The organism is Nocardia sp. NPDC058705 (genome assembly GCF_042749305.1).
GTDB lineage: Bacteria > Actinomycetota > Actinomycetes > Mycobacteriales > Mycobacteriaceae > Nocardia.
The window spans coordinates 20365-34448 of sequence record NZ_JBHYRN010000014.1 but is presented as its reverse complement, the minus strand read 5'-3'; the positions used below and the strand labels follow the sequence as shown (position 1 = coordinate 34448).

The window sequence follows — 14084 nt, the reverse complement described above, 5'->3', positions numbered from 1 at the left end:
GGTTCGAAAGCCTCGCGAGCGCCACACAGAGCAGTTGTTGATCGCGAACTTGTCGCGACCCGTTTACAGCGGTACCCGAATTCAGCGCGGTTTCACCAACGGGAACGGCAGTGTCTCGCGGATGCTGCGTCCGGTGATCAACATGACCACCCGGTCGACGCCCATGCCGAGCCCGCCGGTCGGCGGCATCGCGTGTTCGAGCGCGGTCAGGAAGTCCTCGTCGAGTTCCATCGCCTCCGGGTCGCCACCCGCGGCGAGCATCGACTGTTCGGTGAGCCTGCGCCGCTGCTCCACCGGATCGGTGAGTTCGCTGTAGGCAGTACCCAATTCGACGCCCCAGGCCACCAGATCCCACCGTTCGGCCACGCCCTCGATGCTGCGGTGCGAGCGGGTGAGCGGGGAGACCGAGGTGGGGAAGTCGAGGTAGAAGGTGGGGTAGGTGGTCTGCGATTCCACCAGGTGCTCATACATTTCCAGCACCACTTGGCCTGCGTCCCAACCGTGTTGGTAGGTCACGCCCGCCGCGTCGCACAGTTCGCGCAGCCGGGTCAGTTCGGTGCGCGCGGTGATCTCGGTGCCGATCGCCTCCGAGACCGCGCCGTGCACGGTCTTCACCCGCCACTCACCGGAGATGTCGACGGTTTCGAAGCCGTCCTCGGTGGGACGCAACGCCACCTCGGCGCCGTTGGCCTCCATCGCCGCGTGCTGGATCAGCCGACGGCACAGGTGCATCATCTGCAGGTAATCACTGTGCGCCTCGTAGGCTTCCAGGATCGTGAACTCGGGATTGTGGCTGGAGTCGACGCCCTCGTTGCGGAAGGTCCGGCCGATCTCGAACACCTTCTCCATGCCGCCGACGCACAGTCGTTTCAGGTACAGCTCGGGGGCGATGCGCAGGTACAGGTCGAGGTCGTAGGCGTTGATGTGGGTGCGGAACGGGGTGGCGTTGGCGCCGCCGTGGACCTGCTGCAGGATCGGCGTCTCCACCTCGAGGAAACCCCACGCGTAGAGCGAGTCGCGCAGCGAATGCAGTACCGCGCTGCGCTTGGCCATCACCTCGCGGGTCTCCGGGTTGATCGCCATGTCCACATAGCGCTGCCGGACCTTGGCTTCGGCATCGGCCAGCCCACGCCACTTGTCGGGCAGCGGGTGCAGACACTTGCCGTTCATCCGCCAGTCCTGCGCGAGCAGCGACAGCTCACCGTTGCGGCTGTTGCCGAGCTGCCCGCTCACCTCGATGAGGTCGCCGAGGTCGAAGAATTCGGTGAACTCGTTGCTGCGGTCGGCGCCGACCCGTTCACGGTCGATCACCAGCTGGATCTCGCCGGTCCAGTCGCGCACCACCGCGAAGATCACGCCGCCGTAGTCGCGAATCCGCAAGAGCCTGCCCGCGATTCGCACCGTGGTGCCTTTAGGGCAGCGGCGTGCCTCGGCGATGGTGTGGGTCGGGGGATAGGCGACGGGGTAGGCGTCGACGCCGGTCGCGGCGAGCCGGTCGAGTTTGTCCAGGCGTACTCGCACCTGCTCGGGCCTGCGCGGACCCTGGTCCTCCTCGGTGCCCTCCGCGGCGTCGGGCGGGCTGCCGTCGGCGTGCAGACCGGTGACCGTCGCGGGGACGGCCGACTTCGTGCCGGTGTGCACGGCCGGGTCGGGCGCCTTGCCCAGACGCGGCAGGAAACCCTCGGCCAGCCCGCTGGCCGTGGCCACCCGGGGCAGCTGCCTGCGTTCCTCGAACAGGAAGAATCGCGGCACCCAGCGCGGGTGGTACTTCACGTTCGACCGGTACAGCGCCTCGAGCTGCCACCAGCGCGAGAAGAACAGCAGCACCCCGCGCCAGGCCCGCAGGATCGGTCCGGCGCCGATCCGGCCGCCCTCCTCGAACACCGAGCGGAACACCGCGAAGTTCAGCGACACCTTGGTCACGCCGTACTGGTCGGAGTTCAGGGCGAGCTGCGAGATCATCAGCTCCATCACGCCGTTCGGGCTCTGCGGGTCGCGGCGCATCAGTTCCAGCGAGACGCCGGTGCGGCCCCACGGGACGAGCGAGAGCATGCCGTGCACGCGGTCGTCGTGATCCACGGCTTCGACCAGCAGGCAGTCTCCGTCGAGCGGGTCGCCGAGGCGGCCAAGTGCCATCGAGAAGCCGCGCTCGGTCTCGGTGTCGCGCCAGGCGTCCGCACGGGCCACGATGTCGGCGAATTCGGTGGCGGGGATGTCGCGGTGTCTGCGTACCCGCACGTCGAAGCCGTTCTTGCGCAAGCGGTTCGCGGCCTGGCGGACCGGTTTCATCTCCGGGCCCGCGAGGGAGAACGTGCGGGTGTCGAGGATCGCCTCGTCGCCCAAACGCAGCGCCGACAGCCCCGCTTTGCGGTACGCGCCTGCGCCGAGTTCGCTCGCGCCCATCACCGCGGGCTGCCAGCCGAACTTGTCGGCCAGCTCCAACCACGCCCGAATGGCCTGCGGCCACGCCTGTTTCGAGCCGATCGGATCGCCGCTGGCCAGACACACACCCAACTCGACGCGATAGGTGATCGCGGCCTTGCCGTTCGGCGCGAACACCACCGCCTTGTCGCGCCGGGTCGCGAAGTAGCCGAGCGAGTCCTCCACATCGCTGCTCGCCAGCAAGCCGCGAACGGCCGACTCGTCCAGGCCGGTCATCGCGTTGTCGGCGCGTTGCGAACGCAGCAGCACGATCACCGCGGCCAGCAACGCGATCGCGCCGAACAGCCCGAGCAGGAAGTTCACCCATGCGTGCGGACGCCCGTCGAAGTGCTCGTTGTTCACCAGCACAGCCGCGGTGACCCGATACACCGCCCACAGCGGCCGCTGCACGCCCGCCGGCAGCGAACCGGGGAACAGTTCCACCAACCCCCAGCCGAGCAGACAGCCCAGCGCGAGCCCGGACACCAGTACGCCCAGCGCTTTCCACAGCGCCCCGGGCCGAACCCGGGTGTAGAACTCCTTGCGCGCGGCCAGCAGGATCCCGATCACCACCACGTGCACGATGAAGGCGACCAGCGCGTCAACATCGTCGTCGGCGAAGAAGTCGAGGATGTTCGCCACCGCGTACAGCAGCAGATACACCACAAGCAGCCACCAGGCGATCCGCTTGCGAGCCGCGGTCGCTCCCGCCAGCAATCCGACGACCAATGCCCACACGAGGCTGGTGTCGGGAGCGTCGAAATAATAGGTGTCCACATAGTGGCGCGGCACCTGCGTCACATGCCGCAGGCTGGGCGAAAGACTCCACAGGCACAGCAGCACCGCGAACACACCGAGGATCAATCCGGCGATGTGCGGTACCTCGGACAACCGGCCGTGTGCGCGATGGGGCACCGGCGTGCGGTCCTCGACGATGGGGTGCTGCTCGGCCTGCGTGGGAGTCACCGATCCAGTGTGCGTCCATCCGGGCCGGAACCGGGTCGGGGCGGCTGCGGCGTGTTCGTCACGGCCGGGGCCGGTTGCGACCGGTTTCGCGCGGTGGAGTAAGTATTAGCGCATGTCGGAACCAGTTGATGTGCCGATCGATGACGTTGTCATCCGGCTCGGGCAATTCCTGAAACTGGCCAACCTGATCGATTCGGGTTCCGAGGCCAAGATGGTGATCGCGCAGGGGTTGGTGCGGGTCAACGATGAAGTGGAGCTGCGGCGGGGGCGGCAGTTGGAGATCGGGGATGTGGTGCTGCTTGCGGGGAACAAGGCGCGGGTGTCTGGGGGGTAGGAGACAACGGCGGTTGGTGGTCTCGGGTTGGTCGGGTCAGACTTCGGGTTTGGTGGCCGTGGGTGGGTTGTCTGGCAGAGCCCCGGAGGGTTTGGTAGCTGCGGGCAGGTTGTCTGGCAGAGCTTCGGGGATTTGGTAGCCGTGGGCGGGATGTGTGGCAGAGCTTCGGGGTTTGGGTAGTCCCTGAGGTTTGGGGCTGTGTTTGTTGGAGCGCTGGCGCGCTCGAGCGCGGCCCCTGTGGGGCCGCGAGGTGGGCGCCCCTGGACCCGCTTCGGGCAGTCCGTTGCTCGCGCTTCGCGCATGCGCAACGGCGGCTAACTCGCGGCCGGGCCGCTACCGCCGCTGCGCGGCGGACCCTCCCTAAGGGTCGGGTGTGCGGGGCTGGGAGTGTGGTTATGGTCGGCTTGGGGTTTCAGTCTTCCGCGCGGACTACTACTCCGTCGGAGTCGCTGTAGAGCATTTCGCCGGGGGTGAAGGTGATGCCGCCGAATTCGACGGGCACGTCCTGTTCGCCGCTGCCGGTTTGCGTGCTCTTGCGCGGGTTGGTGCCCAGCGCCTTCACGCCGATGTCGAGGGTGCGCAGGATCGCGGAGTCGCGCACGGCGCCGTTGACGATCACACCGGCCCAGCCGTTGTCCACGCCACGGCCCGCGATGATGTCGCCGACCAGGGCGGTGTGCACGCTCGCGCCACCGTCGACGACGAGTACCTTGCCCTCGCCCGGCGTGCTCAGGGTCTGCTTGACCAGCAGGTTGTCCTGGAAGCAGCGGATCGTGGTGATCCGGCCCGCGAATTCGGCGCGGCCGCCGAACTGGATGAACTGCGTATCGCAGCTACGGATCTCGGGGCCGATCTCGTCGGCCAGATCGGCGGTGGCCACAACATTCGCTGATTCGGTCATGCTGCAGATTGTGTCAGGCTCGCCGGTGCGCGCCATTCGTAGGCTCTCAGCCGCGGCCGTGGCGGTGTTCGTAGGCAGTGCGCTGGACCTGTTCCCTTGCCCGTGCGCCCGCGTCGGCGAGGGCGGGGTCGAGGTCGTGGCGCAGCAGCCGGTTGCGGCGGAACACATAGGTGAGCGCGACGGTGAAGTAGATCAGCGGCAGATACAGCAGGGCCATCATCGACAGCCCCATCCACAGCGGGCCCGGTACCAGCAGGAAGATCGCCAGCAGCGGCAGGATCGGCACCAGAATGCGCAGCAGATAACGCCGGGTGGCGCCGGGGCCGGTGAGGTCGCGCAGCACCCAGTCGCGCATCGACGGCGGCAGCGTGCGGCCGCAGATGTAGCCGATGCGCTGGGGGAGCGTCGGGGTGCTGCGCTGGCTCATGTCAGGCCTGCTGCTGTTCGCGGTAGGACTTCTCGATCTCGCGGATGAGCGAGTCGGTGGTGTACTTCACCGCGATCTTCACGAACGGCTCGATCGTCTTGGCCAGCATCTTGCCGGTGATCCCGCTACCGACGGAGAAGTCGATGAGCGCGTCGACGGTGCACCTGTCGTCACCCTGGGGAATGAACTTGAAGGTCGAGACGACCTCGATGCCCTTGATCGATTTGGTGGCGATCAACCGGCCCTCTTCCCAGGCGACGACCTCGATGCGCGAGGTCAGCGACGCGGGGCCCAGTTTCATCTTCCCGTCGAACTTCGCGCCCACACCGTCGGTCTGCGCGGTGACCGGGGTGAAGGACTCGATGCCGTACCAGAATTTCGGCAGATTGCGGTAGTCGTTGATGAACGCGAACGCTGCCTCGGCGGACGCAGCGCCCTCTTCAACAATCCTCACTTCGGTCATGTCGATCACTGTAATCGGTGCCGAATGTCTGAAATAGCGCTCGACACCGAACGTGACCGAGGTGACTAAGCGGTGACCGCCAGGGTCGCTGCCAGGCCGAATGCCACCGCCATCGCCAGCACTTCGATTGTCGCGTTGCGCAGGGAGGTCTCGGCGGTGACGCGGTGGTCGGCGGCCTTGCGGACCCAGGTTCGGCGCCACCACCAGCCGAGGGCGACGAGGGCGCACAGGATGGTGAACTTGGCCAGCAGGATTCTTCCGTAGTCGGTGGTGAACAGGTCGGTGACGCTGTCGAGCCGGACCAAGCCGTTGATCAGGCCGGTGAGGGCGACGAGGCCGACCAGGGGAGCGGCGACGGTGGAGAAGCGGGGCAGGGTCGCGGCCCATTCGCCGCGGGTGCGCAGGGTCGTTGCCATCGCGAGGAGCAGGCCGAACCAGCAGGCGGCGGCCAGCGCGTGGATCGCGGCCAGGATCGAACCGAGCATCTGCTGGGACATGTGACCGGTGATCGGGCGCAGCGACAGCGCCACCGCGGCGAACACCAGGACCAGATCGGCCGACGCGGTGTCGGGGCGGCGAAAGGCCATGGCCGCGTAGCAGGCGATCGCGCCGGTGCAGAACAGGATCGCGATGCCGATCTGGCCGCCGCTGAGCCTGCCGAGGAAGGTGAGGAAATCGCTCGCGTCGAGCCGATTCACGGAGACGCCGACGATATCGGCCGCCTCGCACACGAGCACCGTGAACTCGGCGGCGAACCAGACGCCCGCGACGACGGCCAGTGGTCGCCAGCCGACGGTGAGCCGAACGTTGAGGCGCCCCAGCGCGGCCAGCCCGATCACCACCGCGCCCGCACCGTCGGCGAGCACCCGCGCGAACGCCACCGCCGCGAAGCCATGGCGCAACATCAAGGCCAGCACCACTCCGGCCAGCGCCGCGATGACGACCGGCGCCAGGACTCGCCACTGCTCACGCGCAGCACCGGGCACCCGGCGACCGGTCGTCATCGTCGACTACTTCTTGCGACCGGACCGGCCGCCGAGCAACGCCACCGCGAGACCCGCACCGAACAGCACCACGCCACCGGCGATGAACACCCACACGGGCACACCGCCGTCGCCGCTGTCGTCGGCGGAGTCCTCACCCGGGCGGGCTCCCGGCGTGCCGGTGCCTGCCTTGTTCAGCGTGAAAGTCCTTGTCCCGCTGACGGGATGACCATCGGCCGAGGTGACCCGGAACGCGATCGTGTACTCACCGACCGGCCCCAGCTCACCCACTTCCACACTGACACTTCGCCCTTCGACGACTGCCTTGCCCTTGGACCACAGCTTGCCGTCCGGCCCGACCACGGTCAGCGACGGAAAGTTCTGCTGCAGTTCCTCGTTGAAGGTGACGCTGGCCCGCGCGGGTCCGACCTCGATGGTCGAGCCGTTCTCGGGGACGCTGCTCACCGCACCGGAATGCGCGCTCGCCGTGCCCGCCGCCGCGAAGGCGCAGGCGAAGAGCACGGCGAACAGGGCGATGAACAGGCGTGCGGGTGCGCGCCGCCTCGACGTGCGCTCGGCGAACCGGTCCAGCGGCCCGGAGCTCTGCGTGCCTCGGACCTGGCGACGACGGCGATCCGCCGGCATCACGAGGACTTCCGCGAGCGGAAGACGAGGCCGAGGCCGAGCGCTGCGGCGAACAGCCCGAGAGCGAGGCCGATCCCACCCATCCAGCGGGCGACGTTGTCGGTCCCGTCCTCGGCGGATTCGCCCGAGGCGACGTGGTGATCGCCGCCGTCGGCACCACCCGTGGCGGTCAGCGTGAGCGAGGGTGCCGGGTGTTCCGGCTCCGCACCGCCGGTGCTCGGCTGATCCCAGGCCACGACCTTGCCGTCGCTATAGGTCTGCTGCGCAGGGAAATTCACGGTGTCCTGGGTGGGCAGCGGCCCGATCGAGAGCACGAACCGCTGGAACTGCCCCGGCCCGACCCCTGGATTACCCGGCGCGGCGGTCCACACGACGGCGACCGATTCGCCCTTGTCATTGCGTTCGACAGCCGACGTCCAGCCCGGCATCGGTTCGGTCCGAACACTTTTCAGGTTCGGCACACTGACGCGCAGCGCGGTGGTGGACGCGGTGTCGGACTCGGTCGGCACCTTGAAGGTGGCGACGGTGTACTTGCCCTGCGCGGCGCCCGGCGCCTCGACGCTGACGTGCGCGGCCGCCGAACCGCAAGCGGCGATCACCAGCCCGGCCGCGAGAGCGGTGGCGCCGGTACTGCGAGTGATGAAGTTGTGCATGAATTGCCTTGTCGTCCGAAGAGTTTCGATGTCGTCGTGAGTCAGGCGAACAGTGGCGGTGCGCGCGGACATCGCGCACCCTTCGGACGCGCGCCGCGAACGACAGCGACGGTGGCAACCCAGCGAGCTCCACGGCGCACCCGAGCAGAAGGGTTGCTCAGCACAGCCCGAATCACGCTCGACACAACGAGATACAGCCGCTCGGCACCGAGAATCAGTGCGGCACAGACAAACGCCGCGATGCAGTGCGCGGCGGTCATCGTCACGCTCGGCAGATGCAGTGGCGAACCGTGATGGTCGAGTGTCGCCGACAGCGCGAAGTGACCGGCCCACTGGCCACCGAGCAGGGCCGAGGCCGTGCGAACGATCGAGGCGCTCGGTCCCGACCACCGCACGTCACCGCACCGACCCGCCCGTGACCACACGGTTTCGGCCGAATCGGTATCGCGGGCCGCCGCGCGCCGAAACAGCGGTGAATACCGTTGCCGCCCGGCACAGTTCGATGATCGGCCGTCGGCGAATATGCCCGCGGTCAGCGAAACCAGCAGCAGCAGCGCAATTTCCGCCGACCGCGGAGCCCCGCCCCCGCCGATTCCGTGCGCGGCGACGGCCAGTCCGCCAACGAGGACGCCGCAGCCACCACCGCGCAAGCGGGAGGTGGGCTGCGGCGTGGTCACGTCAGGTTCAGCGAACGCCCAGGCGGGCGAGCGCGTCGTTCTCGAGCACGGTCAGCTCGGCCGAGATCGACGCGTGCACAGCCTTGCGACGCGCGGCAGGCATCTGCTCGGACGTCTTCACCGCCACATTCAGATCGGTCAGCCGCGAACGAGCCGCCTCGACGAACTTCTTGGTGTCGGAGTCGGCGGAGTCGGCGGCGATCTTGTCGAGCGCCTCCTCGGTATTGGTGATGCGGGCCTGCAGCCGCGCACCGTGCCCGCTGAACTCGCTCAGCTGATCCATGCCGATACCGAGCTGCTGCGCCTTGCGCGCGTCGAGCTGCCCGCGCACCAGCGTCGCGCCGCGATAGGCCAGCGGGGCGAGCACCGGGATCAGCACCCGGGCCACCCCGATGTACTTGCGGATCTGGCTCGCGCTGAACAGTTCGCGATCGGCCTTGGCCGCGGCCTTCTGTGCGGCCTTCTCCTCGGCCTGCAGGGTCGCGATCTGCGCCTTGGCCACCTTGTCGGCCGTGCGGGCCTGCGCCTTGGCCGTGCGCCGGTTCACCCGCTCGCCCGCCTTGGCCGCTTTGCGCTCGTTCTTGGCGCTCAGCTTCGCCTCGACCGCGGCTTTGTGCTTGAGTGCTTTCGCCTCAGCGCGCCGGCTCGGACGCCGCTTCCGCTTGCTGAACAAACCCATGGGATCAGGCCCTCCGTCATGCTCGCCAAGTCATGCGGCAGTACCGCCTCCGCGCGGCCTGCCGTTGTTCGTAGCCTAGTGCGATCAGGGTAGCGATTGGGCATTGTGTCGGGGGTAAGGCCCATACTGCTTGCGTGCGTGCAGCCGAGGACAACTTCGACGGCGGGCCGGTGCATAGCCCGGTCCCCGCTTCCGCTGCGCCCGTTCGCGGCGCCGAAGGCGGGGGGCTCAGCGCCGAAGGTGGGGGGCCCAGCGCCGATCGCGGGGGCACTCGCACCGCCTTCCTTGACGCCCGCTCGCTGATCGGGTGCCGCCATCGCCTTCGTCTCGACGCCGAGAATCCGGGTGTGCTCGCCGAGGTGCGCGAGGATCCGGGCGTGCAGCAGCGTCGCGACGCGGCCACCGCCCATCGCACCAAGATCCGCGACGAACTGGTCGCGGCCGCCCCCGCCGACTGGGTGGTGATCGACCCGGAACTGCGTGGTGGCGCCAAGGCCGCGGCCACGATGGCGGCCATCGAGTCGGGTGCCGCCCGCATCTGGGGTGGGCTGCTGCCCCAGGAAACCGACACCGGCCGCCGCGGCGGCGTCGAGATCCTGCTGCGCGACGAAGACCGCGGCGGCTACATCCCGATCATCGTGGTCAACCACAAGGTCACCGACCCGCGCAGGCCCGACCCGGCCGATTTCCACCCGCTCACCTCGAACCTGTTCCGCTGGCAGCCCAGCCGCGACAAGACCGTGAAACTGCGCCCCCAGCCGCGCGACCAGCAGCGTCTCGCGCATCTGTACCGCATGTTGCAGCGCTACGGCATGGCCAGTCCCGCCCTGATCGGCGGTGCGATCGGCCTGGTCGCCGACCGCATCTTGGTCCACGATCTCACCAATGTGCTCGCCGATTACGACCAGCGCTACGCCGACCGCATCGCGGTGGTGCGTGGCGAACTGCCGACGCAACCGTCGAAGGTGCCCGAGTGCAGGCAGTGCCCGTGGTGGGTGCGCGGACCCGGTGCGCAGCGACCGGCGGGCCCGGAGGCGGAAGCGGAGCGTGACCACGCAGGGTCCTCGGGAGCGCAGCAGTCCGACACTGCCGAGCCCAGCTGTGAGGCGACGCTGGCGCAGATGCGGGATGTGAGCCTGGTCGCGCCGGGTTCGCGGGCGGATGTGCTGCGTCTCCACGGGATCGAGACCGTCGACGAACTGGCCGCGTGGGAAGGCGACGATCCCGACGACTGGCAGCACGGCCCGTTCGCCGAAACCGTCGTCACCGCCCGCGCCTGGATCGACGGTGCGCCGCTGGTGCGTCGATTCGAGCAGGTCAGCGTGCGCCGCGCCGATGTGGAAATCGACGTCGACCTGGAGAGTTACCAGGAAGACGGCGCCTACCTGTGGGGCACCCTGCTCGACGGCGTCTACCGCCCCTTCGTCACCTGGGACCCGCTGCCCACCGAAGACGAGGGCCGCTCCTTCGGCGAGTTCTGGACCTGGCTGATGGACCGGCGCGCCGAAGCCCATGCCTCGGGCAAAACTTTTGCCGCCTACTGCTATTCGCGGACCGCCGAGGACAAGTGGCTCTACGAATCGGCCCGCCGGTTCGCAGGCCGCCCCGGTGTCCCCACCCACGAAGAAGTCCGTGCCTTCGTCGATTCGAAGGAATGGGTCGACATGTTTCAGGCCGTCACCGAGCAGTTCATCTGCCCGAACGGCAAGGGCCTCAAGAAGATCGCCCCCGTGGCGGGCTTCGGCTGGCGTGATCCGGAAGCGGGCGGCGAGGCGTCGATGGGCTGGTACCGGCGTGCCGTCGGCTACGACGACGCCGTCGACCTGTCCCAGCGCACCCGCCTGTTCGTCTACAACGAAGACGACGTCCGGGCCACCCAGGTGCTGCGGGATTGGATGTCGACGCGGGCAGTTGTCGAGGTTCCCTCACTGGCAGATTTCGGACGGTAATAACATCGGGGGTGTGACTGAGCAGCACGTCGAAACCCTCGAGTTCCAGGCCGAGACCCACCAGCTCCTCGAGCTGATGATCCACTCGGTCTACTCCAACAAAGACACCTTCCTGCGGGAGCTGATCTCGAACGCTTCCGACGCACTGGACAAGCTCAAACTTGCCGCCTACCAGGACAAAGACCTGGGCGCCGACACGTCAGACCTGCACATCGAGCTGGAGGTCGACCAGGACAAGCGCGTCCTGACCGTGCGCGACAACGGCATCGGCATGTCCCGCGCCGAAGTGATCGACCTGATCGGCACCCTCGCCAAATCCGGCACCGCCGACCTGCGCCGCAAACTCACCGAGGCCAAGTCCGAGGCCGCCGCCGAGGAACTGATCGGCCAGTTCGGCATCGGTTTCTACTCCACCTTCATGGTCGCCGACAAGGTCGTCCTCACCACCCGCAAGGCGGGCGAGACCGAAGGCACCCGCTGGGAAGCCGCCGCGGGCAGCTCCACCTACTCCATCGACACCGTCGCCGACGCACCACAGGGCACCTCGGTGACCCTCGAACTCAAGCCCGCCGACGAAGACGACCACCTGTTCGATTACACGCAGGAATGGAAGCTGCGCGAGATCGTCCGCAAGTACTCCGACTTCATCGCCTGGCCGATCCGCATGCAGGTCGAGCGCACCGTGACCGAGGGCGAAGGCGAGGACAAGGTCGAGAAGACCCTCGTCGAGGACCAGATCCTCAACTCGCAGAAGGCCTTGTGGACGCGCCCGCGCAGCGAGGTGAGCGACGAGGAGTACAAGGAGTTCTACCACCACGTCTCGCACGCCTGGGACGAGCCGCTCGAGATCATCCCGATGAAGGCCGAAGGCACCTTCGAATACCAAGCGCTGCTGTTCATTCCGTCGATCGCACCGTTCGACCTGTTCACCCGCGAGCACAAGCGCGGCGTGCAGCTCTACGTGCGTCGGGTGTTCATCATGGACAACTGCGAAGAACTCATGCCGGAGTACCTGCGGTTCGTCAAGGGAGTCGTTGACGCCCAGGACCTTTCGCTCAATGTCTCGCGCGAGATCCTGCAGCAGGACCGCCAGATCCAGATGATCCGCAAGCGCCTGGTCAAGAAGGTGCTGTCCACGGTCAAGGACATGCAGTCCGCCGAAGATCAGACCAAGTACCAGACGTTCTGGTCGCAGTTCGGCCGAGTCCTCAAGGAGGGCTTGCTCTCCGACACCGACAACCGCGAAACCCTGCTCACCGTCTCGTCTTTCTCCTCCACCCACTCCGAATCCGAGCTCACCACGCTCGCCCAGTACGTGGAGCGAATGAAGGACGGCCAGGACTCGATCTACTACATGACCGGCGAAAGCCGTGCGCAGGTGGAGAATTCGCCGCACCTGGAAGCCTTCACGGCCAAGGGTCGCGAGGTCCTGATCCTCACCGACCCCGTCGACGAGATGTGGGTGGGCTCGGTCCCGGAGTTCGGTGGCAAGAAGTTCCAGTCCATCGCCAAGGGCGAGGTCGACCTCGAAACCGAGGACGAGAAGAAGGAAACCGAAGCCCTGCGTGAACAGCAGGACAAGGACTTCGGCGAACTCCTCACCTGGCTCGGCACCACGCTCACCGACGTGGCCAAGGAAGTCCGCCTCACCAACCGCCTCACCACCTCACCGGCCTGCCTGGTCGGCGACGTCTACGACTTCACCCCCATGCTCGAGCGCATGTACCGCGCCTCGGGCCAGGCGATGCCCGAGTCCAAGCGCATCCTCGAGCTCAACCCCACCCACCCGCTGGTCACCGGCCTGCGCGACGCCTACGACGCCCGCAAGTCCGACGCCGACGAGGGCAAGGTCCCCGAACTCGCCGAAACCGCCGAACTCCTCTACGGCACAGCGGTTCTCGCCGAGGGCGGCGAACTGAAGGACCCGGCGCGGTTCGCCCAGTTGCTCACCGAGCGGCTGACCCGCACGGTCTGAGATAGCCCATCCGAAAACTGCCTGCTGCCGATCCCCGGCAGCGGGCAGTTTTGTTCACCAGCAATTCTGGTGCTGACAGGCCTGAGCAGGTCCACCATTGAGTAATGGTGGGGCACAACATCCGTCGAGCAAGACCCGACGACTACGACCGAATCATCGCCGTAGTCGACAACTGGTGGGGCCGAGCAGCAGTCCACAACCTCCCCCGAATGTTCCTCGACCACTTCCACCGAACCAGCCTGATCGCCTCCGACAACGACGAACTCACCGGCTTCCTCATAGGTTTCGGCTCCCCCTCAGACCCCCGCACCGCCTACATCCACTTCGTCGCAGTCCGCCCCGAAGCCCGCAAATCCGGCCTCGGCCGAACCCTCTACGAAGCCTTCTTCACCCTCGCCCGCTCCGACAACCGCACCACAGTCACCGCCATAACCTCCCCCACCAACTACACCTCAATAGACTTCCACCGCAGCCTCGGCTTCACAGTCACCGGCCCCATCCCTAACTACAACGGCCCAGGCAGATCCCTGATCACCTTCACCCGCCCGGTTTAGTTATCGGTCTCCTTGGGGTGCGCGGTCATACAGCGCTCGAGCAAAACCCGCCTCCTGCGGATTCGCCGTGAACTGCTCCCATGCATCGACGGTCGCGTTCCGCGCGACTGCCAGGCAGTCGATCCAGCCTTTCTGTGCTTCGCTGGAGATGAACACGATCTCGTATTCCGTGCGCTCGAGCGGTCGAGGTACATCTGACTTCTTGTTCACCTGTGCGCCTCTGGTGCCGGGACAGGCTCGGGGGTTTCCAGGTAGTGCAGATCCGACCCGTCCACGCTGATCCGCGGATCGGCATAGGCGCGGGCCGTTTCTTTCCACGCCTCGAGCATGGTGCCGAGCCGGTCGACGCGCCCCACGATCTCGCCGCCATCAAGGCGGCTGCTGATTCTCGCGCCGAGGAGGTCGAGATCGTTCGCGAGGCGATCCACCTGGCAGCTGTGCGGGTGCGTCGGCGAAA

At 67.3% G+C, this 14084-nt stretch carries 15 protein-coding genes; 4 read left to right on the top strand and 11 right to left on the bottom strand.

The features are described 5' to 3' along the window. Positions 1-81: 81 nt before the first annotated feature. Complete coding sequence (lysX, locus tag ACFW6D_RS17690; RefSeq protein ID WP_379329559.1) at positions 82-3357, bottom strand: bifunctional lysylphosphatidylglycerol synthetase/lysine--tRNA ligase LysX; 3276 nt, start codon at positions 3355-3357, stop codon at positions 82-84. Positions 3358-3499: 142 nt separating this feature from the next. On the opposite strand from lysX, the gene ACFW6D_RS17685 reads away from it, so the two are divergent. Continuing rightward, entirely contained in the window at positions 3500-3721 is a 222-nt protein-coding gene (locus tag ACFW6D_RS17685) for an RNA-binding S4 domain-containing protein (RefSeq protein ID WP_379329349.1), read from the top strand. Between the two features lie 412 nt (positions 3722-4133). Here the strand turns inward: ACFW6D_RS17685 and rraA are convergent, their stop codons facing one another. From rraA to ACFW6D_RS17645, 8 genes are all read right to left on the bottom strand, one after another. Beyond that, on the bottom strand, positions 4134-4622 hold the full coding sequence (gene rraA / locus ACFW6D_RS17680; RefSeq protein ID WP_379329347.1) for a ribonuclease E activity regulator RraA: 489 nt from the start codon (positions 4620-4622) through the stop codon (positions 4134-4136). A 46-nt stretch (positions 4623-4668) separates the two neighbouring features. Beyond that, complete coding sequence (locus tag ACFW6D_RS17675; protein ID WP_379329346.1) at positions 4669-5049, bottom strand: DUF5313 family protein; 381 nt, start codon at positions 5047-5049, stop codon at positions 4669-4671. A 1-nt stretch (position 5050) separates the two neighbouring features. Continuing rightward, positions 5051-5512, bottom strand: coding sequence for an SRPBCC family protein (locus ACFW6D_RS17670; protein ID WP_379329345.1), 462 nt, complete (start codon positions 5510-5512; stop codon positions 5051-5053). A 65-nt stretch (positions 5513-5577) separates the two neighbouring features. Then, the gene (locus ACFW6D_RS17665; protein ID WP_379329344.1) at positions 5578-6516 is read right to left on the bottom strand and encodes a copper resistance D family protein; all 939 of its coding nucleotides are present in this window, start codon (positions 6514-6516) and stop codon (positions 5578-5580) included. A gap of 6 nt (positions 6517-6522) precedes the next feature. Further along, on the bottom strand, positions 6523-7140 hold the full coding sequence (locus ACFW6D_RS17660) for a copper resistance protein CopC (protein WP_379329343.1): 618 nt from the start codon (positions 7138-7140) through the stop codon (positions 6523-6525). Then, positions 7140-7793, bottom strand: a complete 654-nt coding sequence (locus ACFW6D_RS17655; protein ID WP_379329557.1) for a YcnI family protein — start codon at positions 7791-7793, stop codon at positions 7140-7142. The genes ACFW6D_RS17660 and ACFW6D_RS17655 overlap by 1 nt, the downstream gene beginning before the upstream one ends. Positions 7794-7834: 41 nt before the next feature. Further along, entirely contained in the window at positions 7835-8470 is a 636-nt protein-coding gene (locus ACFW6D_RS17650; protein WP_379329342.1) for a hypothetical protein, read from the bottom strand. 7 nt (positions 8471-8477) lie between these two features. After that, positions 8478-9149, bottom strand: coding sequence for a DUF6474 family protein (locus ACFW6D_RS17645; RefSeq protein ID WP_379329340.1), 672 nt, complete (start codon positions 9147-9149; stop codon positions 8478-8480). 299 nt (positions 9150-9448) lie between these two features. Here ACFW6D_RS17645 and ACFW6D_RS17640 point away from each other — a divergent pair, with 299 nt between their 5' ends. From ACFW6D_RS17640 to ACFW6D_RS17630, 3 genes are all read left to right on the top strand, one after another. Beyond that, a complete protein-coding gene (locus ACFW6D_RS17640) occupies positions 9449-11098 on the top strand; it encodes a TM0106 family RecB-like putative nuclease (RefSeq protein ID WP_379329555.1) in 1650 nt (549 codons plus the stop codon). A 13-nt stretch (positions 11099-11111) separates the two neighbouring features. Beyond that, positions 11112-13073 carry a molecular chaperone HtpG gene (htpG, locus tag ACFW6D_RS17635; protein ID WP_379329338.1) on the top strand — a complete coding sequence of 654 codons (1962 nt, stop codon included), beginning with the start codon at positions 11112-11114 and terminating at the stop codon, positions 13071-13073. Positions 13074-13177: 104 nt separating this feature from the next. After that, a complete protein-coding gene (locus ACFW6D_RS17630; protein WP_379329336.1) occupies positions 13178-13627 on the top strand; it encodes a GNAT family N-acetyltransferase in 450 nt (149 codons plus the stop codon). Here ACFW6D_RS17630 and ACFW6D_RS17625 read toward each other — a convergent pair whose 3' ends face one another. Together ACFW6D_RS17625 and ACFW6D_RS17620 are read right to left on the bottom strand one after the other, a co-directional pair. Then, on the bottom strand, positions 13628-13837 hold the full coding sequence (locus ACFW6D_RS17625) for a hypothetical protein (protein WP_379329334.1): 210 nt from the start codon (positions 13835-13837) through the stop codon (positions 13628-13630). Next, entirely contained in the window at positions 13834-14055 is a 222-nt protein-coding gene (locus tag ACFW6D_RS17620; protein ID WP_379329332.1) for a hypothetical protein, read from the bottom strand. Before ACFW6D_RS17620 ends, ACFW6D_RS17625 begins: the two co-directional genes overlap by 4 nt. Positions 14056-14084: the final 29 nt, after the last annotated feature.